General features: G+C 58.2%; 24 protein-coding genes. 11 read left to right on the top strand and 13 right to left on the bottom strand.

The features are described 5' to 3' along the window. Positions 1-29: 29 nt before the first annotated feature. The 5 genes from V6L81_RS10835 to V6L81_RS10815 are packed head-to-tail and all read left to right on the top strand — an operon-like array spanning position 30 to position 4,139. Positions 30-845, top strand: coding sequence for an alkaline phosphatase family protein (locus V6L81_RS10835; protein WP_296302324.1), 816 nt, complete (start codon positions 30-32; stop codon positions 843-845). After that, positions 842-1,678, top strand: coding sequence for an ABC transporter permease subunit (locus V6L81_RS10830; protein WP_095019107.1), 837 nt, complete (start codon positions 842-844; stop codon positions 1,676-1,678). Before V6L81_RS10835 ends, V6L81_RS10830 begins: the two co-directional genes overlap by 4 nt. Further along, positions 1,665-2,465, top strand: a complete 801-nt coding sequence (locus V6L81_RS10825; protein WP_095002133.1) for an ABC transporter permease — start codon at positions 1,665-1,667, stop codon at positions 2,463-2,465. The genes V6L81_RS10830 and V6L81_RS10825 overlap by 14 nt, the downstream gene beginning before the upstream one ends. After that, positions 2,462-3,451, top strand: a complete 990-nt coding sequence (locus tag V6L81_RS10820; RefSeq protein ID WP_095002134.1) for an ABC transporter ATP-binding protein — start codon at positions 2,462-2,464, stop codon at positions 3,449-3,451. The genes V6L81_RS10825 and V6L81_RS10820 overlap by 4 nt, the downstream gene beginning before the upstream one ends. Positions 3,452-3,485: 34 nt before the next feature. Further along, the gene (locus tag V6L81_RS10815; protein ID WP_095002135.1) at positions 3,486-4,139 is read left to right on the top strand and encodes an HAD family phosphatase; all 654 of its coding nucleotides are present in this window, start codon (positions 3,486-3,488) and stop codon (positions 4,137-4,139) included. A gap of 989 nt (positions 4,140-5,128) precedes the next feature. Here the strand turns inward: V6L81_RS10815 and V6L81_RS10810 are convergent. After that, entirely contained in the window at positions 5,129-6,091 is a 963-nt protein-coding gene (locus V6L81_RS10810) for an NAD(P)H-quinone oxidoreductase (protein ID WP_095002136.1), read from the bottom strand. Positions 6,092-6,230: 139 nt separating this feature from the next. Here V6L81_RS10810 and V6L81_RS10805 point away from each other — a divergent pair, with 139 nt between their 5' ends. Next, positions 6,231-8,312, top strand: coding sequence for a carboxy terminal-processing peptidase (locus tag V6L81_RS10805; RefSeq protein ID WP_169916690.1), 2,082 nt, complete (start codon positions 6,231-6,233; stop codon positions 8,310-8,312). A gap of 55 nt (positions 8,313-8,367) precedes the next feature. On the opposite strand, the gene V6L81_RS10800 is transcribed toward V6L81_RS10805, so the two are convergent. The 4 genes from V6L81_RS10800 to V6L81_RS10785 all read right to left on the bottom strand — a co-directional run bounded on the left by V6L81_RS10800 (position 8,368) and on the right by V6L81_RS10785 (position 10,653). Next, positions 8,368-8,811 carry a tetratricopeptide repeat protein gene (locus V6L81_RS10800; protein ID WP_095019105.1) on the bottom strand — a complete coding sequence of 148 codons (444 nt, stop codon included), beginning with the start codon at positions 8,809-8,811 and terminating at the stop codon, positions 8,368-8,370. Beyond that, positions 8,812-9,180 carry a hypothetical protein gene (locus V6L81_RS10795; RefSeq protein ID WP_095002139.1) on the bottom strand — a complete coding sequence of 123 codons (369 nt, stop codon included), beginning with the start codon at positions 9,178-9,180 and terminating at the stop codon, positions 8,812-8,814. It abuts the gene before it with no gap. Continuing rightward, on the bottom strand, positions 9,177-9,518 hold the full coding sequence (locus V6L81_RS10790; protein WP_095019103.1) for a helix-turn-helix transcriptional regulator: 342 nt from the start codon (positions 9,516-9,518) through the stop codon (positions 9,177-9,179). The genes V6L81_RS10795 and V6L81_RS10790 overlap by 4 nt, the downstream gene beginning before the upstream one ends. A 415-nt stretch (positions 9,519-9,933) precedes the next feature. Beyond that, the gene (locus tag V6L81_RS10785) at positions 9,934-10,653 is read right to left on the bottom strand and encodes an FKBP-type peptidyl-prolyl cis-trans isomerase (RefSeq protein ID WP_095002141.1); all 720 of its coding nucleotides are present in this window, start codon (positions 10,651-10,653) and stop codon (positions 9,934-9,936) included. 247 nt (positions 10,654-10,900) lie between these two features. Between V6L81_RS10785 and V6L81_RS10780 the strand changes: the two genes are divergently transcribed. Then, positions 10,901-12,715, top strand: a complete 1,815-nt coding sequence (locus V6L81_RS10780; RefSeq protein WP_296302170.1) for a di-heme-cytochrome C peroxidase — start codon at positions 10,901-10,903, stop codon at positions 12,713-12,715. Between the two features lie 43 nt (positions 12,716-12,758). Further along, positions 12,759-13,898, top strand: a complete 1,140-nt coding sequence (locus tag V6L81_RS10775; RefSeq protein WP_095002143.1) for a catalase family protein — start codon at positions 12,759-12,761, stop codon at positions 13,896-13,898. A 140-nt stretch (positions 13,899-14,038) separates the two neighbouring features. Here the strand turns inward: V6L81_RS10775 and cysB are convergent, their stop codons facing one another. The 4 genes from cysB to V6L81_RS10755 form a co-directional block, all read right to left on the bottom strand. Beyond that, the gene (gene cysB, locus V6L81_RS10770) at positions 14,039-15,013 is read right to left on the bottom strand and encodes an HTH-type transcriptional regulator CysB (protein ID WP_016780131.1); all 975 of its coding nucleotides are present in this window, start codon (positions 15,011-15,013) and stop codon (positions 14,039-14,041) included. 113 nt (positions 15,014-15,126) lie between these two features. After that, positions 15,127-15,627, bottom strand: coding sequence for a universal stress protein (locus tag V6L81_RS10765; protein WP_095002144.1), 501 nt, complete (start codon positions 15,625-15,627; stop codon positions 15,127-15,129). Positions 15,628-15,721: 94 nt separating this feature from the next. Beyond that, entirely contained in the window at positions 15,722-16,639 is a 918-nt protein-coding gene (locus V6L81_RS10760; protein WP_095002145.1) for a 5'-nucleotidase, read from the bottom strand. A gap of 38 nt (positions 16,640-16,677) precedes the next feature. Further along, positions 16,678-17,004, bottom strand: coding sequence for a thioredoxin (locus tag V6L81_RS10755; RefSeq protein WP_095002146.1), 327 nt, complete (start codon positions 17,002-17,004; stop codon positions 16,678-16,680). A gap of 57 nt (positions 17,005-17,061) precedes the next feature. Here V6L81_RS10755 and V6L81_RS10750 point away from each other — a divergent pair, with 57 nt between their 5' ends. After that, positions 17,062-17,508, top strand: coding sequence for a PilZ domain-containing protein (locus tag V6L81_RS10750; RefSeq protein WP_095002147.1), 447 nt, complete (start codon positions 17,062-17,064; stop codon positions 17,506-17,508). A 131-nt stretch (positions 17,509-17,639) separates the two neighbouring features. Further along, positions 17,640-18,716: a 3-deoxy-7-phosphoheptulonate synthase gene (locus tag V6L81_RS10745; RefSeq protein ID WP_095002271.1), complete on the top strand. Its 1,077-nt coding sequence runs from the start codon at positions 17,640-17,642 to the stop codon at positions 18,714-18,716. A gap of 115 nt (positions 18,717-18,831) precedes the next feature. Here V6L81_RS10745 and V6L81_RS10740 read toward each other — a convergent pair whose 3' ends face one another. Continuing rightward, a complete protein-coding gene (locus tag V6L81_RS10740; protein WP_019827604.1) occupies positions 18,832-19,113 on the bottom strand; it encodes a GNAT family N-acetyltransferase in 282 nt (93 codons plus the stop codon). 496 nt (positions 19,114-19,609) lie between these two features. Here V6L81_RS10740 and oprI point away from each other — a divergent pair, with 496 nt between their 5' ends. Further along, positions 19,610-19,861: an outer membrane lipoprotei OprI gene (gene oprI, locus V6L81_RS10735; RefSeq protein WP_003172710.1), complete on the top strand. Its 252-nt coding sequence runs from the start codon at positions 19,610-19,612 to the stop codon at positions 19,859-19,861. A gap of 138 nt (positions 19,862-19,999) precedes the next feature. Here oprI and V6L81_RS10730 read toward each other — a convergent pair whose 3' ends face one another. The 3 genes from V6L81_RS10730 to V6L81_RS10720 form a co-directional block, all read right to left on the bottom strand. Beyond that, complete coding sequence (locus tag V6L81_RS10730; protein ID WP_095002149.1) at positions 20,000-21,028, bottom strand: L,D-transpeptidase family protein; 1,029 nt, start codon at positions 21,026-21,028, stop codon at positions 20,000-20,002. A gap of 98 nt (positions 21,029-21,126) precedes the next feature. Next, positions 21,127-21,420: a hypothetical protein gene (locus V6L81_RS10725; RefSeq protein WP_003446817.1), complete on the bottom strand. Its 294-nt coding sequence runs from the start codon at positions 21,418-21,420 to the stop codon at positions 21,127-21,129. Between the two features lie 58 nt (positions 21,421-21,478). Next, a complete protein-coding gene (locus V6L81_RS10720) occupies positions 21,479-22,084 on the bottom strand; it encodes an arylesterase (RefSeq protein WP_095019100.1) in 606 nt (201 codons plus the stop codon). Between the last annotated feature and the right edge of the window lies 1 nt (position 22,085).

Genomic DNA, 22,085 nt, shown 5'->3' with positions numbered 1-22,085 from the left:
GCTTTTGCGCTGCGCCAGCGGAGTCTTACATGAAACACAACGTCATTCTGGTAGTGCTCGACGGCTTGAACTTTGAGGTCGCCCGCCTTGCCATGGGCCATCTGCAGGCCTATGTCAGTGCAGAACGGGCCGCACTGTACAAGCTCACCTGCGAGTTGCCAGCCCTGTCGCGCCCGCTCTACGAGTGCATCCTCACCGGCGTGCCGCCGATTGAAAGCGGCATTGTCCACAATAATGTCTCGCGCCTGTCCAACCAGCGCAGCGTGTTCCATTACGCTCGCGATGCCGGGTTGAGCACAGCGGCAGCGGCCTATCACTGGATCAGTGAGCTCTATAACCGCTCGCCATTCGTGATTGCCCGGGATCGCCATACCCTGGCTGGGGACTTGCCAATCCAATACGGGCATTTCTACTGGAGTGATCATTACCCTGACTCCCACCTGTTCGCCGACGCAGAAAGCCTGCGGTTGGCGCACAAGCCGAATTTTTTACTGGTCCACCCCATGAATATCGACGATGCCGGACACAAACACGGCCTCGATACCGCGCAATATCGCAACAGTGCGCGTTCGGCCGACATTATCCTGGCCGACTATCTGCAAGGCTGGCTGCAGGCCGGCTACCAAGTACTGGTCACTGCTGACCACGGCATGAACAACGATCGCTCCCATAACGGCTTGCTGCCCGAAGAGCGTGAAGTGCCACTGTTTGTGCTGGGCGATGCGTTCAGCCTGAACCCGGATGTCATGCCAAAACAGCTCGAGTTGTGCGGCACGATCTGCGAGTTGCTTGGCGTAGCTCACGACAAACCGCTGTGCCGCGAGCTGCTGAGGCCCGCGCCATGACCCGGGGCAAATGGCTTGCAGTTCTGTGCCTGGTGCCCTTCGCGGTATTTTTTATCGTGTTTCAGATCGCCCCGCTGGTGTGGGTGCTGATCCACAGTGTGCAATCGGAAGAAAGTGGCTGGGGCCTGGCCAACTTCATCAAGATCTTCAACTCCAAATTCTATCTGCAGGCCATCCAACACAGCCTGGAGATCAGTTTCTGGTCCAGCCTGTTCGGCATCATCATTGCCATACTGGGCAGCTATTCGCTGCGCAAGGTGGATTCGCGGCTGCGCAATTTCGTCAACGCATTCGCCAACATGACCAGCAACTTCTCCGGTGTGCCGCTGGCCTTCGCATTCATCATTTTGCTGGGCTTTAACGGCAGTATCACGATCATGCTCAAACAGGCAGGGATCATCGAGGATTTCAACCTCTACTCGAAAACCGGCCTGATCATCCTGTACACCTACTTCCAGATCCCCCTCGGCGTGCTGCTGCTTTACCCTGCCTTCGATGCCCTGCGCGAGGACTGGCGCGAATCGGCCTCCCTGCTGGGCGCCAACAGCTGGCAGTTCTGGCGGTTTATCGGCCTGCCGGTACTGACCCCGGCACTGCTCGGCACCTTCGTTATCCTGCTGGCCAACGCCCTGGGCGCCTATGCGACGGTATATGCCTTGACCACCGGCAACTTCAACGTGCTACCCATCCGCATTGCCGCGATGGTGTCAGGCGATATCAGCCTGGACCCGAACATGGCCAGCGCCCTGGCCGTGATCCTGGTGGGGCTGATGACCCTGGTAACCCTGGTGCATCAGTGGCTGTTAAAGAGGAGCTACCATGTCGCGCGCTGAAACCACTTCCGCCAGCCTGTACCACCGCAGTGTGGTCTGGCTGCTGTTTCTGATTTTGTTGCTACCGCTGCTGGGCACGTTTATCTACTCCATCGCCAGCAGCTGGTCAGCCACGGTGTTACCCAGCGGTTTTACCTTCAAGTGGTATGACCAGCTGTGGAGCGACCCGCGCTTCCTCAAGGCCTTCGGCCAGTCGCTGCTGGTCTGCGTCGCGGCGCTGGTGCTGTCCGTAGTGCTGATCCTGCCGCTGCTGTTTGTGGTGCATTACCACTTCCCCAAGCTGGATGCGCTGATGAACATCCTGATCCTGCTGCCCTTCGCCGTGCCGCCGGTGGTGTCATCGGTAGGCTTGCTGCAACTTTATGGTTCCGGCCCGCTGCAAATGGTCGGTACGCCGTGGATCCTGATCGGCTGTTATTTCACCGTCGCACTGCCGTTCATGTACCGCGCGATCACCAACAACTTGCAGGCGATCAACCTGCGCGACTTGATGGACGCGGCCCAACTGCTGGGTGCCAGCACCTGGCAGGCGGCATTTTTGGTGGTGCTGCCCAATTTGCGTAAAGGCCTGATGGTAGCCCTGCTGCTGTCATTCTCGTTCCTGTTTGGCGAGTTTGTGTTCGCCAATATCCTGGTCGGCACCCGCTACGAGACCTTGCAGGTGTTCCTGAACAATATGCGCAACAGCAGCGGCCACTTCACCAGCGCGCTGGTCATTTCCTATTTCCTCTTTGTACTGGTGCTGACCTGGGTTGCCACCTTCCTGAACAAGGACAAAAGCCAATGAGCTTCGTCAGCGTTGAACACCTGCAAAAATCCTATTCCGGCACCCCGGTATTCAGTGATATCAACTGCAGCATCGCCAAGGGCGAATTCGTCACCCTGCTCGGCCCGTCCGGTTGCGGCAAGTCCACGCTGCTGCGCTGTATCGCCGGGTTGACGCCGGTAGATGGCGGCAAGATCCTGCTCGATGGCCAGGACATCGTGCCAGTGAGCCCGCAAAAGCGTGGCATCGGTATGGTGTTTCAGAGTTATGCGCTGTTCCCCAACATGACTGTCGAACAAAACGTGGCCTTCGGCCTGCGCATGCAGAAGGTCAAGGCCGATGACAGCCACAAACGCGTGGCCGAAGCCTTGCAACTGGTGGAGCTGAATGACTTCGCCAAGCGCTATCCGCACCAGTTGTCCGGTGGTCAGTGCCAACGTGTGGCCCTGGCCCGCTCACTGGTGACGCGTCCGCGCCTGCTGCTGCTGGATGAGCCGCTGTCGGCGCTGGATGCGCGAATTCGCAAGCACTTGCGCGAGCAGATCCGCACCATCCAGCGCGAGCTGGGCCTGACCACTATCTTCGTGACCCACGATCAGGAAGAAGCACTGGTGATGAGCGACCGCATTTTCCTGATGAACAAGGGTCATATCGTGCAGAGCGGCAATGCTCAGACCCTCTATGCAGCCCCGGCAGATGCCTTCGCCGCAGGTTTTATCGGCAACTACAACCTGCTGGACGCGCAAACTGCCAGCCGCCTGTTGCAGCGCCCGGTCAGCAGCCGCATCGCCATTCGCCCGGAAACCCTGGGGTTGAGTGTGCAGGGTGAGCCGGACGGGGTGATTCTCAGCCACAGCTTGTTGGGTAACGTGATCCGCTATCGCGTCGAGGTGCGTGGCGTGCAATTGATCGTCGACGTACTCAACCGTGCGCCCGGCGATTTGTACCCGGACGGCCAAGCCGTTGCGCTATCCATCGATTCGAGCACCCTTTGTGAGGTAGCCTGATGTTCCTGAATTCACTGAAGAGAGAGTTGCGCTGATGGCCCTGGCAATTTTTGATCTGGACGAAACCCTGATTCATGGCGACTGCGCCACCCTCTGGAGCGAGCAGATGGGCCGCCTGGGCTGGGTCGACCCGGTGTCGTTCATGCAGCGCAACAACGAACTGATGGCCGCCTACAGCCGGGGCGAGCTGGCCATGGAAGACTATATGGCTTTCAGCCTGGAGCCGCTGATCGGCCGCAGCCCCGAAGAAGTCGCGCACCTGGTCGAGCCCTGGGTTGAAGACTATATCGAACCGATCATCTTCAGTGACGCAACCAGAACCATTGCCGCGCACCGCAAGGCGGGCGACCGGATCCTGGTCATTTCGGCCTCGGGCACCCATCTGGTCAAACCCATTGCCGAGCGCCTGGGTATCGATGAAGTGCTGGGCATTGAGCTGGAAGTGGCTCACGGCTTTTATACCGGGCACACGGTGGGCACTTTGACTTACCGCGAAGGCAAGATTACGCGCCTGCTGGAGTGGCTGGATGAGCAGGAAGAAAACCTGGAAGGCGCGAGCTTTTACTCCGATTCGCGCAACGACTTGCCGCTGCTGCTCAAGGTCGATCACCCCCATGTGGTAAACCCGGACCCGGTGCTGCGCGAACAGGCTGAAAAGGCCGGGTGGCCGATTCATCACTGGAAATGACCCCCTGAAACTGTGGGAGCGGGCTTGCTCGCGATGGCATCACCGCGATTGACCTGCCAGACCCTATCGCCTGCATCGCAAGCAAGCCAGCTCCCACAGGTTTTGTGGCGCCCTCAAGGCCTGATGCTGGCCAGCTCTCGGCAAACGCCGCCCTGAAACTGTGGGAGCGGGCTTGCTTGCGATGGCATCACCGCGATTTGCCTGCCAGACCCTATCGCCTGCATCGCAGGCAAGCCAGCTCCCACAGGTTTTGTGGCGCTCTAAAGACCTGATGCCGGCCAGCTCGGCAAACGCCGCCCTGAAACTGTGGGTGCGGGCTTGCTTGCGATGGCATCACCGCGATTTGCCTGCCAGACCCTATCGCCTGTATCGCAGGCAAGCCAGCTCCCACAGGTTTTGTGGCGCCCTCAAGGCCTGATGCCGGCCAGCTCTCGGCAAACGCCGCCCTGAAACTGTGGGAGCGGGCTTGCTCGCGATGGCATCACCGCGATTTGCCTGCCAGACCCTATCGCCTGTATCGCAGGCAAGCCAGCTCCCACAGGTTTTGTGGCGCCCTCAAGGCCTGATGCTGGCCAGCTCTCGGCAAACGCCGCCCTGAAACTGTGGGAGCGGGCTTGCTCGCGATGGCATCACCGCGATTTGCCTGCCAGACCCTATCGCCTGTATCGCAGGCAAGCCAGCTCCCACAGGTTTTGTGGCGCCCTCAAGGCCTGATGCTGGCCAGCTCTCGGCAAACGCCGCCCTGAAACTGTGGGAGCGGGCTTGCTCGCGATGGCATCACCGCGATTGACCTGCCAGATCCTATCGCCTGCATCGCAGGCAAGCCAGCTCCCACAGGTTTTGTGGCGCCCTTAAGGCCTGATGCTGGCCAGCTCTCGGCAAACGCCGCCCTGAAACTGTGGGAGCGGGCTTGCTCGCGATGGCATCACCGCGATTTGCCTGCCAGACCCTATCGCCTGTATCGCAGGCAAGCCAGCTCCCACAGAGGATCAGGTTAAGCTGCTGTCGATCACCAGCACCAGCTTGCCCGACACCTGGTTGCTGGCCAGTTCGGCAAACGCTGCCTGCGCGTCCTCAATCGGGAAGGTCTTGGCCAGTTGTGGACTCAGGCGGCCTTCGGTAAACAATGGCCATACCTGCTGCCCCAGATCACTGAGCAAATCCGCCTTGAACTGATCGCTGCGGCTGCGCAGGGTCGAGCCCAGCAACTGAATACGCTTGCCCAGGACCAGCGCCAGATCCAGCTCGGCCTTGCGCCCGCCCATCAGGCCAATCAACACCCAGCGCCCGTCCTGGGCCAGCAGTTTGAGGTTGGATTCGGCATAGTTGGCCCCCACAGGGTCCAGCACCACGTCGAAAGGCCCCAGCGCCTTGAGACTGTCCAGCCCCTCGGTACGCACCACGCCACCCTGGGCACCCAGCGCCTGGCAGTAAGCCAGGCGCTCGGCCGAGCCCACGCTCACCCAGCACGGGCTGCCAAAGGCTTTGCACAGCTGAATGGCCGCTGAACCAACACCACTTGCCCCCGCGTGCAGCAATACTTTTTCGCCCGGCTTGAGCGCGGCCAGTTGAAACAGGTTCAGCCATGCCGTGCTGTACACCTCGGGCAATGCCGCAGCCTCCAGCAGCGACAAACCTTCAGGCACCGGCAGTGCATGACGGGCATCAACCACCACTTCCTCGGCCATGCCACCCCCGGCCAGCAAGGCACAGACGCGATCACCCACTTGCCAGGACGACCCTGGCCCTACTTCGCTGACCACACCTGAACACTCCAGGCCCAATACCTCACTGGCCCCCGGCGGCGGCGGATACAAGCCGGCGCTTTGCAACAGATCGGCCCGATTGAGTCCGGCTGCCGCCACACGAATACGGATTTGCCCTACATCACAGGTGGGGCTTGGCTCTTCAACCCACTTCACTTGACCTTCAACGCCTTGCAATGCTTTCACAGTGCCTCCATAGTGAGTCTGGACTGAGCCCGGAGCTGTTGCACCGGGCTTTTTGCATTATGCGACCGGTCCTTGATGGAACCGGCGACTTCAAAGACGGCCTAATATGCGTTATCAATTGCCCCCGCGTCGAATCAGCATGAAGCATTTATTCCCTAGCACCGCACTTGCCCTATTCATTGGCCTAGGCGTTTTGCCGTTTTCGGCCAATACGTTCGCCGCTAACAGTTGGGATAACCTTCAGCCCGATCGTGATGAGGTAATTGCCAGTCTTAACGTTGTTGAGCTGCTCAAGCGCCATCATTACAGCAAGCCGCCACTGGATGATGCCCGCTCGGCAATCATCTATGACAGCTATCTGAAGCTGCTCGACCCTTCGCGCAGTTACTTTCTGGCCAGCGATATTGCCGAATTCGACAAATGGAAATTCCAGTTTGACGACTTCCTCAAAAGCGGCGATCTGAACCCCGGTTTCATTATCTACAAACGCTATCTGGATCGCGTCAAATCGCGCCTGGACTTTGCGCTTGCCGAGTTGAACAAGGGCGTTGACTCGCTGGACTTCAATGCCAAGGAAACCCTGGAGATCGACCGCAAGGACGCTCCATGGCTCAAGACCGAAGCCGAACTCAACAACCTGTGGCGCAAACGCATCAAGGATGAAGTCCTGCGTCTGAAAATCGCCGGCAAAGAGCCTGCGAAAATCCAGGAACTGTTGACCAAGCGCTACAAGAATCAATTGTCGCGCCTTGACCAGACCCGCAGCGAAGACATCTTCCAGGCGTATATCAACACCTTCGCCATGTCTTACGATCCGCACACCAACTATCTGTCGCCAGATAACGCGGAAAACTTCGATATCAATATGAGCCTGTCGCTGGAAGGCATAGGCGCCGTGTTGCAGAGCGATAACGACCAGGTAAAAATTGTCCGTCTGGTGCCGGCAGGCCCGGCCGATAAAACCAAGCAGGTCGCACCGGCCGACAAGATCATCGGCGTTGCCCAGGGCGACAAAGAGATGGTCGACGTGATCGGCTGGCGTCTGGATGAAGTGGTCAAGCTGATTCGTGGCCCTAAAGGCTCCGTGGTGCGCCTGGAAGTGATTCCGGCGAGCAACGCACCCAATGACCAGACCAGCAAGATCGTGTCCATCACCCGTGAAGCGGTGAAGCTTGAAGAGCAGGCGGCGAAAAAGTCGATCCTCAACCTCAAGCAGGATGGCAAGAACTACAAGCTGGGCGTGATTGAAATTCCGGCGTTCTACCTGGACTTCAAGGCGTTCCGTGCTGGCGACCCGAACTACAAGAGCACCACCCGTGACGTTAAAAAACTGCTGACCGAGTTGCAGAAAGAAAAAGTCGATGGCGTGATTATCGACCTACGCAACAACGGTGGCGGCTCGTTGCAGGAAGCCACCGAACTGACCAGCCTGTTTATCGACAAAGGCCCGACCGTGCTGGTGCGTAATGCAGACGGCAAGGTCGACGTGCTTGAAGACGAAAACCCGGGGGCGTTCTACAAAGGCCCGATGGCATTGCTGGTCAACCGCCTGTCGGCTTCGGCTTCGGAGATCTTCGCCGGTGCCATGCAGGACTACCACCGCGCGCTGATTATCGGCGGCCAGACGTTCGGCAAGGGCACGGTGCAAACCATCCAGCCGCTGAATCACGGTGAGCTGAAACTGACCCTGGCCAAGTTCTACCGGGTTTCCGGCCAGAGCACCCAGCATCAGGGCGTTCTGCCTGACGTCGCCTTCCCGTCGATTATCGACACCAAGGAAATCGGCGAAAGCGCACTGCCCGAAGCCATGCCGTGGGACACTATCCGTCCTGCGATCAAGCCCGCCGTCGACCCGTTCAAGCCTTATATCGACAAGCTCAAGGCCGAGCACGAAGCCCGGGTGGCCAAGGATGCCGAGTTCATCTTTATCCGGGACAAACTGGCCCTGGCCGAGAAGCTGATGGCCGAAAAGACCGTCAGCCTCAACGAAGCCGAGCGTCGCGCCCAGCACGCCGATATCGATGCCAAGCAGTTGGTGATGGAAAACGCCCGCCGCCAGGCCAAGGGCGAAGCGCCGCTCAAGGAAATGAAGAAAGAAGACGAAGATGCACTGCCGGTCGAGCCTGAAAAGACCAAGCCGGAAGATGACGCCTATCTGAGTGAAACCGGGCGGATTCTGCTGGACTACCTCAAGCTCACCTCACAGGTGGCCAAGAAGTAAGTCAGATCGGTAAAAACAGGGCGGCCCGCATGATGCGGGCCGCCCTTTTTATTGGCTAACGGTAAAGCCTGGCCATCTGCGGGTCAGCCATCAACCCCGGGCCACCCTGTTGATACAGCACCGCCAGCTTGTGCCCTGCCAGCGGGTGCCCGGCTTTTGCCGCCATCGTCCACCAGCGTGCAGCCTCGGCAGCGTCAGGCGTCTTGCTCAGCGTCCCTGCCAGGCTGAAAACGCCTACCTGGTAGGCTGCCTTGGCGTCACCACTGAGTGCCGCCAGACGCAACAAACGCACCCCCTCCTCCCTGGCGCCCATCCCTTGACCGCGAAAGGCCAGGATATGCCCGTAGAAACTTTGGGCACTGGTGCTGCCGAGGTTGGCCATGCGTGCGAACTGGCCCTCCATCCAGCGCCAGATACGCGGCTGACGGACACACCATGGCCAGTGAAACAACTTGCGCGCCAGCCAGTAACTCAGGCGCGCCTTGAGCCGCCAGAGCACTCAAGCCTCCTCGTGCTCGTAAACATACTCGAACACCCGCACCACCTCAGAGGCATGCCAGGACGCAGCGGCAATCCCGTCCGGCGGGCCGGGGAAACGCCCGAGGCGCTCCACGCATTCGAAAAAACCGGTACGTGGCAGACGGCTTGCACCCTGGCTGATCACCAGCGAACTGCGCAATGGCTGATCGGCCTTGGCATCCATCGCCGCCAGATGTTCAAGTGCGGCGGTGAGGGTCAACATGGCGGGGCTCGGCAATTGCAACCGTTCCAGTAATGCACGGTAAGTCAGCAAGTGGCGCTGTCGACGCGCCTGATCGAGTTCAGCCAACAACCCATCCCAGTGTTGACGACTGATGCGCACGTTCATGATGCTTCCCTCCAGCCTGCGATACCAAGCTCCCAGGCCAAGCTGCGACGGATAGCGAGGTCTGGCAGACGCTCGCCGGTTTCGATCATTCCCAGATATGACGGACTAATGCCTACCGTGCGTGCCAGCACCTCAAGGGCCAGGCCCTTGTTCTCGCGCAAGTGACGCAACTGATCGAGTCCGGGGTGCACCTGCTCGGGTGCCGGTGGCTGCAGATCCTTGTCAGGCTCGGCAACTGGCTCCTGGACTCCAGCAGCCTTGAGCAGTGCCTGATAACTCTCCCATGAAAGAACGGCGTATTCAGGCTCACCATTACGCTTGATGATTTGAAGATCCATTACTAAACCCCGTCAGACTTTTTTCGTAAATCGAGTCAGAACTTTCCCTTTGAGCTTAATCCTATCAGCCGCGAAGGTCTCTGGGGTTTTCACTCAAAAGTGAATAATTTGTGAAAACAACCGAAAAAGCCGTCATTTGCTGAAAATGTTATCCACACAAATTGTGGATAACCTTGTGAACAGAGCTGTTTTTCAACCCTGAAAGGCCCGTCCCATAAGGGCTGTACTCAGATCGGGCATTTTTTACACACATAAAAAAACCCATAAATTCATTGACTTGGCAGTCAGCAACTACTAGCCAAGAGAACTTATGGGTATTGAAAATACTGCAGGACAAAGCCTACAGAAACAAAAGGTGGACTACATAAACGACAACGCCCCGTCGAGACGGGGCGTTGCCTGTACCAGAAGCTGCTTACTGGGCAGCGTCTTGTGCCGGTTTTGCAGGGTCTTTGATGCCCAGCAGCTCCAGGTCGAATACCAGCACCGAATTGGCCGGGATAGCCGGGCTCGGGCTTTGCGCGCCGTAAGCCAGTTCGCTAGGGATATACAGCTTGTACTTCTCGCCAACGTGCATCAGTTGCAGGCCTTCAACCCAACCCGGGATCACGCCGCTAACCGGCAGATCAATCGGGCTGCCGCGCTCAACCGAGCTGTCGAACACCTTGCCGTCGATCAGTTTGCCTTCGTAGTGAACAGTGACTACGTCGGTAGCTTTTGGCTGAGGGCCATCGGCTTTCTTGATAACTTCGTACTGCAAGCCGGAAGCGGTAGTGACAACACCGGCCTTCTTGCCATTTTCTTCGAGGAATTTTTTGCCTGCCGCAGAGGCTTCTTCACTCATTTTGGTCAGACGTTCTTCGGCACGTTTTTGCAGGGCTGCGAACGCTTCGATCAGTTCGTCATCCTTGAGCTTTTGCTCTTTTTTGCCGACGGCATCTTCGATGCCCTGGGCTACGGCCTTGGAATCCAGATCATCCATGCCTTCTTGAGCCAGGCTCTTGCCCATGTTCAGGCCAATGCCGTACGAGGCTTTTTGCGCCGGAGTTTTCAGCTCTACGCTGGTCTGCGAATCACAACCCGCCAGTACCAGGCTTACCAGGGCCACAGCTGCCGCCAACCGATGCTGTTTCATGCTATTTCCTTGTTCATGCGCCAAATGGGCAATCGAATAAAGCCGCGAGCTTATCAGGCGGCCGCGACCAATGGCTACCGGCATAAGAGAGGCAATTGGTGGATAAGTTCATGCATTAATAACAATTCATTTTAGCCGCAACTTTTGTTAACACATCGGTAAACCCGGCAATGCACCCCCCTGCTCTCTTGATGCCTGACCGCAGCTGAGGCATAAGGCTGTAATTATTTTTACAAGGAGCGTTACTGTGCGTCTGTTTTACCGTGTTCTGCTGGGGCTGCTGGTGGCTGTAGCCATGGGCCTTGGCCTGGTGATCTATTTTGTCGCCAATCCAAAACTGCCAGCCTACCAGCCTGTGCAGCAACTGCACTACCTGGATCAGTGGAGTCCTGCTGAGCGCCAGACCTACTACTACACCCCCCAGGGCACTCAGGTTAAAGGCCTGCATTACGACTGGTTCAGCGCCCTGGAGCTGCCGTTTTCCAAACAACCCTTCGCGGCCCCCGAGTACCTGGCGCGCTTCGGCTTTCTGGTGGACCCCAAGCAGCAGGCCAGTGCTGCCAACCCGGGTAACCTGCCAGTAGGCTTTACCCGCCACCAGAACCCCGGCAGCAACGTGGAGTATCTGGATATCACCTGCGCGGCCTGCCACACCGGCGAATTGCGTTTCAAAGGCCAGGCGGTGCGCATTGACGGGGCTCCGGCACAGCATGTGCTGCCATCGAGCGTGCCAACCCTGCGCGGCGGCAGCTTCGGCCAGGCGCTGGTCGCCAGCCTCGCAGCGACCTACTACAACCCGTGGAAATTCGAACGATTCGCCCGCACCGTACTGGGCGATCAATATGATGCGCAGCACCAGCAACTGCGCAAGGACTTCAAGGCATCGCTGGACACCTTCCTTGGCGTGGCCTGGAACGATACCCATCGCGGCCTTTATCCGACACTCGAAGGCCCGGGCCGTACCGATGCCTTCGGCCGGATCGCCAACGCCAGTTTCGGCGACGCGATTTCCCCCGACAACTATCGCGTGGCCAATGCCCCGGTAGACTATCCGCATCTGTGGGACATGTGGACCTTCGACTGGGTGCAGTGGAACGGGTCAGCCAAGCAGCCGATGGCACGCAACATCGGTGAGGCGCTTGGCGTGGGCGCGACCCTGAACTTTTTCGACAAACATGGCCAACCCCTGCAGGGCGATGCCCGTTATCCGTCCAGTGTTCGCGTCAACGATCTGCACCTGATCGAAGAAACCCTGCAAAAGCTCAAACCACCGGTCTGGCCTGAAGCGCTGTTCGGTAAAATTGACCGCCCACTGGCGGCCAAGGGTCGAACCCTGTTCAGCGAAAACTGCGCCGGTTGCCATGTACCGCCTGAAGTCGAAGAAAACGGGCGGATGGTCAAGCAACTCAAGTTGCTGCCTGTGGAAGTGATCGGTACCGACCCCAATACCGCCAATAATATCGCCGACAACCGCTACGACCTCAGTGCGCTGCAATGGGACGCAGAGGAGCTGGCCAGGATGAACGTCGACCTGTACCCCAGGACCGACGCACCTCTGGACATGAGCAAGCTGTCTGTGGCCAAGGGCCTGGCCTATGTCACCGCCTTTGTTGAAAAGCGTGCCTATCACGATGCCAATATCGGCCGCGAAGAACAGGATCGCCTCAACGGCTTTGGCTTGCCGATCGGCGTATTGGAGGTGCGTGCCTACAAGGCGCGGCCGCTGGACGGGATCTGGGCCACAGCACCCTTCCTGCACAATGGTTCGGTGCCTACGGTGTACCAATTGCTCTCGCCTCAGGCCGAGCGTGATCAGACCTTTTATCGCGGCAGTTTTGAATATGACCCGCGCCACCTGGGCTATCGCACCGAGGCCTTTGACGGCGGTTTTGTACTCGATACCCGCATCAGCGGCAACCACAACAGCGGTCACGAGTTCCGCGCCGGCCCTCGCGGCAACGGGGTCATCGGGCGCCTGCTGCAACCCGAAGAACGCTGGGCATTGCTGGAGTACCTGAAAGTGCTCGGCGGCCCTCTCGAGCAGGAATTGCCACAGCCATGAAAGATCTCCGTCATCTGAAAAAAATCGCTAAAAGGATGTTTGCATGCTGACCACTTTCTGGCTTCGACTCGGCAAATGGCTGGGCAAGCTGCTTTTACTGCTCGTTGCCCTGGGCTTGCTCGGTTGGGCGCTGGCCTCCGGCTGGTACGCCTGGCAACATCGCGGGCCGGTTTCGGCGCGCGAGCAGATCCCGGACGGTGAAGCCGCCATGACCCGGGACACCATCCAGACCGCAATCCGCATCGTCGACCAGCACCGCGAAAACACCCGCTACTTGCGCGATGCCCATGCCAAGGCCCACGGCTGCGTCAAGGCCGAAGTCGAGGTACTAGCCGACCTCGACCCGGCGCTGCGCCAGGGTGTGTTTGCCACGCCGGGCAAAACCTGGCAAGCGGTGATGCGCCTGTCCAATGGCAACGCCTACCCACAATTCGACAGCATTCGCGATGCCCGCGGCATGGCCATCAAGTTGCAGGACGTGCCCGGCACTCAACTGATGCCAGGCCAGCAAGGGCGCACCGAGCAGGACTTTGTGATGTTCAACCATCCCAATTTCTTTGTCAGCGATGTCGCTGAATACCGCCAGAACATCGGCGCGCAGGCTGATGGCAAAAAGGTCCTGGCGTTTTTCCCGTCCTGGGACCCGCGCAGCTGGCAAGTGCGCCATCTGTTTATCGCCCTGGCTACCCTGGCGCCTGCCCCGGCCAGCCCGACACAAACGACATATTTTTCTGTGTCGCCCTACAAGTTCGGCACAGCCAATGCCAAGTACCGCGTAGCCCCTGACCCCGACAGTTGCCCGGCTTACAGCCTGCCCAAGCAGAATGAGGCGCTGCCCAATTTTTTGCGTAACGCCTTGAATCAGCAACTGTCAACGGATCGGGTGCCCGCCTGCTTTGTACTGCAGATCCAGCGTCAGGACGCCAATCGTTTTATGCCGATCGAAGACACCAGCATCGAGTGGAAAGAATCGGACGCGCCCTTTGAAACCGTCGCACGGGTCAAGGTGCCAGCTCAGGACTTTGACACACCAGGCCAGAATCTGGCTTGTGACAACCTGTCGTTCAGCCCATGGCATGGCATTGAGGAACACCGGCCGATTGGCGGGATCAACCGCCTGCGCAAGGCGGTGTATGACGCGGTCAGCGACTACCGCCACGCACGCAACGCCGAGCAGCAATAACCCGCTCATTCGACAACGGGTGCAAACCAAATGTGGGAGCGGGCTTGCTCGCGATGCAGACGGCGCGATCCTTGAATCAGATCGCGTCGATGCCATCGCGGGCAAGCCCGCTCCCACAGGGGTAGTTCAGGGCCGGCGAATCAGTGAACCGGCAATTCCACGCCTTCAAACAGCTCTTCCAGCTCTTGCTTGTTGTGGCAGGCAATCGCTTTGGCCATCACTTCACGGGTGAGGTGCGGGGCAAATTTCTCGATAAAGTCGCACATGAATCCGCGCAGGAAAGTGCCACGACGGAAACCGATTTTGGTGATACTGGACTCGAACAGCTCGCTGGCATCAAGGACCACCAGATCTTTATCCAGATTGGTGTCGACGGCCATTTTGGCCACGATGCCAACACCCAGGCCCAAACGCACATAGGTTTTGATCACGTCGGCGTCGGCAGCGGTAAATACCACTTTAGGGGTCAGGCCACGATGGCTGAACGCCTCGTCGAGCTTGGAGCGACCGGTAAAGCCGAACACATAGGTCACGATCGGGTATTCGGCCAGCGCTTCGAGGGTCAGCTTTGGCAGTTTGGTCAGCGGGTGACCCTGAGGCACCACGACGCAGCGATTCCAGCGGTAGCACGGCATCATCACCAGGTCGCCGAACAGCTCAAGGGCTTCAGTGGCAATGGCAAAATCGACAGTGCCATCGGCGGCCATCTCGGCGATCTGCATGGGCGAACCCTGGTGCATATGCAGGGCTACGTCCGGATACTGCTTGATAAAGTTGCTGATCACCGGCGGCAATGCATAACGCGCCTGGGTGTGGGTGGTGGCAATCGACAGCGTACCCTTTTTCTCGTTGGAGAATTCCTGGGCGATCTGCTTGATGCTTTCGACCTTGCGCAGGATCTCGCCAGCGGTCGTGATGATGCGCTCGCCAGCCGGAGTGACGCGAGTCAGATGTTTGCCGCTGCGGGCAAATACCTCGACGCCCAATTCGTCTTCAAGCAGGCGGATCTGTTTGCTGATACCCGGCTGTGAGGTGTAAAGACTCTGCGCGGTGGCCGAAACGTTGAGGTCGTGGTGCGCCACTTCCCAGATGTAGCGCAATTGTTGAAGCTTCATATGCATCCCTCAAAGCTGATAGGCGCCAAGGCATCGGCGGCGATATATAACTATATGGAAGGTTGGAATAAGAAATCTAGAACTTTTTTATCATTTTTATTGATTCATCAGCCTTACACATCAGCACTGCGCCGGCGCTGCATCAGGGGCACCAGATACACCGGTATCTTGGCCAGCTCGATAACTCGGGCGGCCGTTCGCCCCAAATGCGATTCGCCCCCCGAGGGCTGGGCATGACTGCCCAGTATGAGCAGGTCTACTGAAAGCTTTTGCGACTGCTCCAGAATGACGTGTGAAGGCTCCCCTTGAATAACCTTGACCGATCGAATCAAGGCCAGTTCCTGTTCCCACCCCGCCAACTCTTCGCGAAGACTCTCCAATACCCGCAACTCGATATTGGAAAGCATTGTGCTCATGCCCTGCTGGTGCAACTCGCTCAACGCCTGCTCATCGAGATAGCTTTGCAGTACCGACTCGGCAAACAGGCCCATGGGCTCGACCACATGCAACACAAACAGATCGGCGCTGAAACTGCGGGCCATTCCAAGCGCATGCTGCATCACAACGGGCGCGTAAATGCCGAGGTCAGTGGCGTACAGGATTGAGCGAATCATGCGACCTTCCCGACAGCGTCAATATACGAAGTAAGTTGAGCTTAGCAGCGTCGGGACAAGTGCGATGCTCCGCTCGGCAACTCGCCGGCAATGCTTATTCGGGGGCGAAATCCCTGGATTCATTGCTGATGCCGTGAGGCACATGGCCGGTCGCCACCACCTGGCGCGCCCTCTCGCAATGACCGGCCTGGTCATCAAAAAATACATCCGCAGCAAAGGCTTCGAGAAAGGCCGATTTATCCAGCCCGCCCAGAAAAAGCGATTCATCCAGACGAATGTCCCAGTCACGCAACGTGCGGATCACCCGTTCATGGGCAGGAGCCGAACGGGCAGTGACCAGCGCAGTGCGAATCGGGCAGTTGTCATCGGGGAACTCACGTTGCAACAGGTTTAAAGCCTCCAGAAAGCCCTTGAAGGGCCCGCCCCGCAGCGGATTGCGCGCAGATTCGCGCTCAAGGGACTGAAATGCCTCCAGGCCTCCAGACTGGAAAACCCGCTCCGACTCGTCGGAAAACAGCACCGCATCACCGTCAAAGGCAATCCGCAGCTCATTGCTTTCGGCACGCAGTGAGCCACCCGAGAGAATGGTTGCTGCTGCAAAACCCGCATCCAGGGCACTGCGCACATCCTCGGCATGGGTCGACAAAAACAGATCACAACCAAAAGCATTGAGATAGGGATGGGGGTTGCGCCCGCCCGAGAACGCTGCCCGGGAAATATTCAGGCCGTAATGCTGGATCGAATTGAACACCCGCAGCCCGGTATCGGCGCTGTTACGCGAGACCAGCACCACCTCGACCCGCTCCCGGCCAAGGCTGGCATTAAAGCTCAGGAGCTTCTTGACCAGCGCAAAGGCATCCCCCGGGGCCAGTACTTCATCTTCATGTTCGATCTGGTATTGCCGGTACGCCTCGATCCCCTGGGCCAGGTACACCTGATGGCTATCGCTCAAGTCGAACAGGGCCCGAGAAGAAATGGCCAGCACCAGCTTGCCCTTTAAGCCTTTGCTCATATCGCCTCCACAGCACTAAAGCGGGTTCAAACGTTGCTTCACGGTAGCTCGTCAGGCTCAAGCATCAAGGCCAGCCGAACATGATGTGCCAGCTCACCTTCGCTCAGGCGCGATTTCAACTCACCGTAAAAGGCCCCGTTGTGCACCACAAACAGGCTAGGCAGATGAAAAATTTCGTAGCGCTCGACCAACCCGCCGTTGTTCCCGGCATCAATCCAGCACAACCGTTCAACGGGCAATTGCATGCCGGGCAGCATGCGCCGGGCCACCCGGCACGCCGAACAGCCCGCACCGGTAAAGATGACCAGCGAGGTGCCGGGAAGTGCCAGCAGTAGCTGGTCGGCATCAAAGTCAGTCAGTTCCATCGCAGTCACTATACTCATAAGACAATACTAATTTAATGGCACCTGGAGTCCGAATTCATGGGTCGTTTTTTACCTCACCCAGATGATATTCCCGTTGAGATAACGCTACGCAACCAACCTTCACTGCCGCGCCAGAAGCTGCACTCTATCAGCCTCGGCGGCGTGGCATGCAACAGCGACAGAAGCTGGCGATGCGGCACCGCCGTTGATATGTCCATGCCTACCCTGGGGGAAAACGCACGTTATCCGGGCTATATAGCCTGGTGCGAAAAGCGCAAGGAGGGTTACCGCATCGGCGTTGCCTTGATTGATGAACAAACCCTGTTTGGCGCGCGAATGGGCGAACAGGTCTGTCAGATCGAACACTTCTCACGCCTGCAGCAGCAACAAAGCCCCTGCCCCCAGGACCTGCAAGCCCTGGCTCTGGAATGGGTCACTCATCACGCCGTGGAGTTCTCGCAAGCCACCATGGACCACGCAATGGCGCAGGCCGTGCTGGATTAAAGCTGTACCTGCCCATTGTCGACCTACCGGATAACGCGTTAAGGTTCGGCTCCCCGATGCGCTCAATCAAGCTGTGCTCCGCCGCACGGGGATCGCTGGCGGCCGGCACCCGTGACCTGACGAGTAACACGATGGCTGATTTACCGATCGACGACCTAAACGTTGCCTCCAACGAAACCCTGATCACCCCTGAACAGCTCAAACGCGAGATTCCTCTCAGCGAAACAGCGCTGCGGACCGTGACCAAAGGGCGCGAGGTGATTCGCAACATCCTGGATGGCACTGACCATCGACTGTTCGTTGTCATCGGGCCTTGCTCGATTCACGATCTCAAGGCTGCCCATGAATACGCCGAGCGCCTGAAGGTGCTTGCGGCTGAAGTCAGCGATACGCTGTATCTGGTCATGCGGGTTTATTTCGAAAAGCCCCGTACCACCGTGGGCTGGAAAGGCCTTATCAACGACCCGTATCTGGACGACTCGTTCAAGATCCAGGACGGTCTGCATATTGGTCGCAAGCTGCTGCTGGACCTGGCCGAAATGGGCCTGCCAACCGCAACTGAAGCCCTCGACCCGATTTCCCCGCAGTACTTGCAGGACCTCATCAGCTGGTCGGCCATCGGCGCACGCACCACTGAGTCCCAGACTCACCGTGAAATGGCGTCCGGCCTGTCTTCGGCCGTAGGCTTCAAGAACGGTACCGATGGCGGTCTGACGGTTGCGATCAATGCCTTGCAGTCGGTTTCAAGCCCGCATCGTTTCCTGGGTATCAACCAGGAAGGCGGCGTGTCGATCGTCACCACCAAGGGCAATGCCTACGGTCATGTGGTATTGCGCGGCGGCAACGGCAAACCGAACTATGACTCCGTCAGCGTTGCGCTCTGCGAGCAGGCACTGACCAAGGCCAGGATCACCCCGAACATCATGGTCGATTGCAGCCACGCCAATTCCAACAAGGACCCGGCCCTGCAGCCGCTGGTCATGGAAAACGTGGCCAACCAGATCGTCGAGGGCAACCAGTCGATTATCGGCCTGATGGTTGAGAGTCACTTGAACTGGGGCTGCCAGGCAATTCCTAAAAACCTTGAAGACTTGCAGTACGGCGTGTCGATTACTGATGCCTGCATCGACTGGTCGGCTACCGAGACCACCTTGCGCAGCATGCATGCCAAGCTCAAGGATGTGTTGCCAAAGCGCACCCGCGGCTAACACCCCATGTGGGAGCGGGCTTGCTCGCTCCCACAATAGTTTGGCGCCAGTTCCGCACGGTTGCAGACGCACACAAAAACGCCGGGCATGCCCGGCGTTTTTGTGTGCGTGTTCTTCAGGTATTGGCCTGAGGGCGCTTGTGGCGTTCCATATAGCGCTCAACGTATGAACACGAGGGAATCACCTCATAGCCCATCTTGTCTGCGTAATCGAGCGCCTGCTCCGTCAAGGCTGCCGCAATACCCCGACCACGCAGGGCGTTAGGCACAAACGTGCGATAGATATCCAGAGTCTGCTTGCCCAGATCCATGTAGGTCAGGTAAGCACGATGACCGTCGACAGTGGTCTCAAACTGGTGACCTGCCTGGTCATGGTGGATAGACAACGCCTCGCTCATCATTGCTCCTCGCGGGTCTTGTAGTGTGACCCCTACCTTACTGATGTTTTTCCGCCGAGGGAACTACTACGCCATCACGCACGCGCTGCCAGCCCGGGATGTGCCGGCAGGCCTGATTAGAGAGTAGCCACTCTAGTGCAAATGTTCACTTCCCGGGGCAGCCAGTTGTCAGCAGATCAGGCCCGCCCAAACGTTTCGCCGGCCCGACATCCTTGACCCGGCCCTGAACATTTTCCGGAAGGTTGAGGCTATGACGTACAACCGCACTTAAAGTCACGCTGCGCCATCACTCTGATGCCACTTCGTGCACTCCAAACTGACTGTTTTACAAACACAATCTGTTAAAGCTAGCCTACCGAGATTGCCAGCCAATTATTTTTTTTGGTTCTTGCGCTAGGTCATTTTACTTACTACAAGTAATGGGTACTATGTACGCCGGCTGTTTCCTCACTTTGAAGGAACAGCTTCAATTAGAAAGTCCTTGAAGGGGAACACGATGAACAACGTTCTGAAATTCTCTGCTCTGGCATTGGCCGCAGTTCTGGCTACCGGTTGCAGCAGCGTATCTAAAGAAACTGAAGCCCGTCTGACTGCAACTGAAGATGCAGCAGCTCGCTCCCAGGCTCGTGCTGACGAAGCCTACCGTAAAGCTGATGAAGCTCTGGCTGCTGCTCAAAAAGCACAACAGACTGCTGACGAAGCTAACGAGCGCGCTCTGCGCATGCTTGAAAAAGCAAGCCGCAAGTAACAGTCCTTCGGGACTGTTATCAAGCCGACCTATTTATAGGTCGGCTTTTTTATTGCCTGCCGGTCACTAAACAGGCAATAAAAAAGCCGCCAGGGGTATTAACCGGGGCGGCTTTTTATTGCGCTTGTTCAGTACGGCTTACTGCACATAATCCAGCGACTGGCCAGTAGCCATACCGGTATTGGTTGTGCCGATTACTGCAGGTATGCCGGTTTCTGCTCCCACTACCGGGAATGCCAGATCCTTGTCTATCTGGATGCTGTTTTCTAGGTCCTGATGCTTGAGCAGGAAGTTCATGAAGCCTGCGTACTTGTTCTGCAAGTCTTCAGGGGTCAAGTGCGACTTGTCGCTCACGGCCAGCAACGAACCATCCTTCACGTTCAACGGCTCGTGAACTTCAAGGAACACCTTGCCGCCACTGACGCCAATTTTGTACGGCTCGTTGATGATCCGCACCGGCGTACCCACCGGCACCATCTGCGCCATTTGCAGCACGTTCTGGTTAAGCATGCGGAAGCAGCCGTGGCTGGTGCCCGTGCCAATGCCGAACTTGGCGTTGGAGCCGTGGATCAGGTAGCCCGGCATGCCGAGGGTGAACTTGAACGGACCCAGCGGGTTATCGGGGCCTGCAGGCACCACGTTAGGCAGCGGGTCACCATTTTTGGCGTGCTCGGCCTTGATCGAAGCCGGCGGTGTCCAGGTCGGATTGGGCGTCTTGGCGGTGATTTTGGTTTGCCCCAGGGGCGATCCCCAACCTTCGCGGCCAATCCCCAGCGGGAAGGTGTAAACCTTGTTCTGGTCCTTGGGATAATAATACAGGCGGTATTCGGCGAGGTTGATCACGATCCCCTCACGCTTGCCCGGCGGCAGGATGAACTGGGTCGGCAACACGATATCGGTATCGACGAGGGTGCCATCCGGGTTCTTTTTGACCGGCAGCCAGGCGTCTACCCCGGGGTTGGCAGCGATCATTTCCGAATAGCCCAGCTCGTACTGGTTACCCAGGTCGGCAAAGGAATCTTCGTACTTGCCTTTGATCACCTGCACTTCGCCAACGACATCTTCGCCAGGCGGTGGCAGCGGGAATTCAAGCGCGACCGCGGGACCCGCAACACAAAGTGCGGCAACGGACAGGTAGCGGGTAACTGCAGGTAGGCGCGACAACATCCGGAACATCCTTCGCATAATCAACGGGGGACAAAAAAAGGGAGTGTACACCGCGCCCACGGGGAGCGTGAGCCGGTCAGGGCATCAAACAGGTAAGATCATAGTTCAAAGCGCAACTCTGGCCAGATGGGCTCCGTGCCCCGGCGCTGCGACTCGATGATTGCCCGGCACAGCGGGCATAACCGGTGGTCCTGAAACACCTTGCGGGTGACATCCGACCAACGCGGTTGCGCCGGCAGCAATGAGCCACACAAGGTGCGGTCAATGGTGCCTCCCAGCTCCAGTTGACGTGTCACCAGATGCACCCGTACCTCCTGGCAGGCGAACAGATCGAGCTGCTCATCGGGCTCGATCAGTTGATAGGCATATAAAGACCAGGCAGGACGCGACATCGAGGGCTCCAAATCGGGGGGGCGCCACCTTAGCCGAAACACTGCCACTAGAAAAGCATCAAAGCAGGGGTTTTAACGCCGGCCACACATTATCCAGCAAAAGCCCCTGCGCACCGACTGCCGGGTGGATGCGATCGGCCTGCATCAGTTCGGGCTTGCCGCCCACGCCCTCAAGCAAAAACGGCACCAGGGCAACGTTTTTTTCCTTGCCCAGCTCGCTGTACACCGCAGCAAAAGCCCGGGTGTAACGCGCGCCATAATTGGGCGGCAATTGCATCCCCAACAGCAACACCTTGGCACCCGCCTGCTGCGAGGCATCAATCATTCCTGCAAGATTTTGTTTCAATTGCGCAGGGAGCTGCCCGCGCAGGCCATCGTTGCCACCCAGCTCGACAATCACTACATCCGGTTTATGCTCTGCAAGCAGCGCAGGAAGCCGCGCCAGCCCTCCGGCGCTGGTGTCGCCACTGATCGAAGCATTGACCACCTTGTCGTCGTAGCCTTGCTCCCTGAGCCGCTGTTCGAGCAAAGACACCCATCCCTGACGGGTATCCAGGCCGAAAGCCGCGCTGATACTATCGCCGACGATCAAGATAGTTCCCGCCGTTGCCGTCTGTGCCACGCACATCAGGGCCAGAGCAACACTTAAAAACCACACACGCATT

This window comes from Pseudomonas bubulae, assembly GCF_037023725.1.
GTDB lineage: Bacteria > Pseudomonadota > Gammaproteobacteria > Pseudomonadales > Pseudomonadaceae > Aquipseudomonas > Aquipseudomonas bubulae.
Note: the sequence above shows the minus strand (reverse complement) of the source record. Positions and strands in the feature narration are given on the sequence as shown.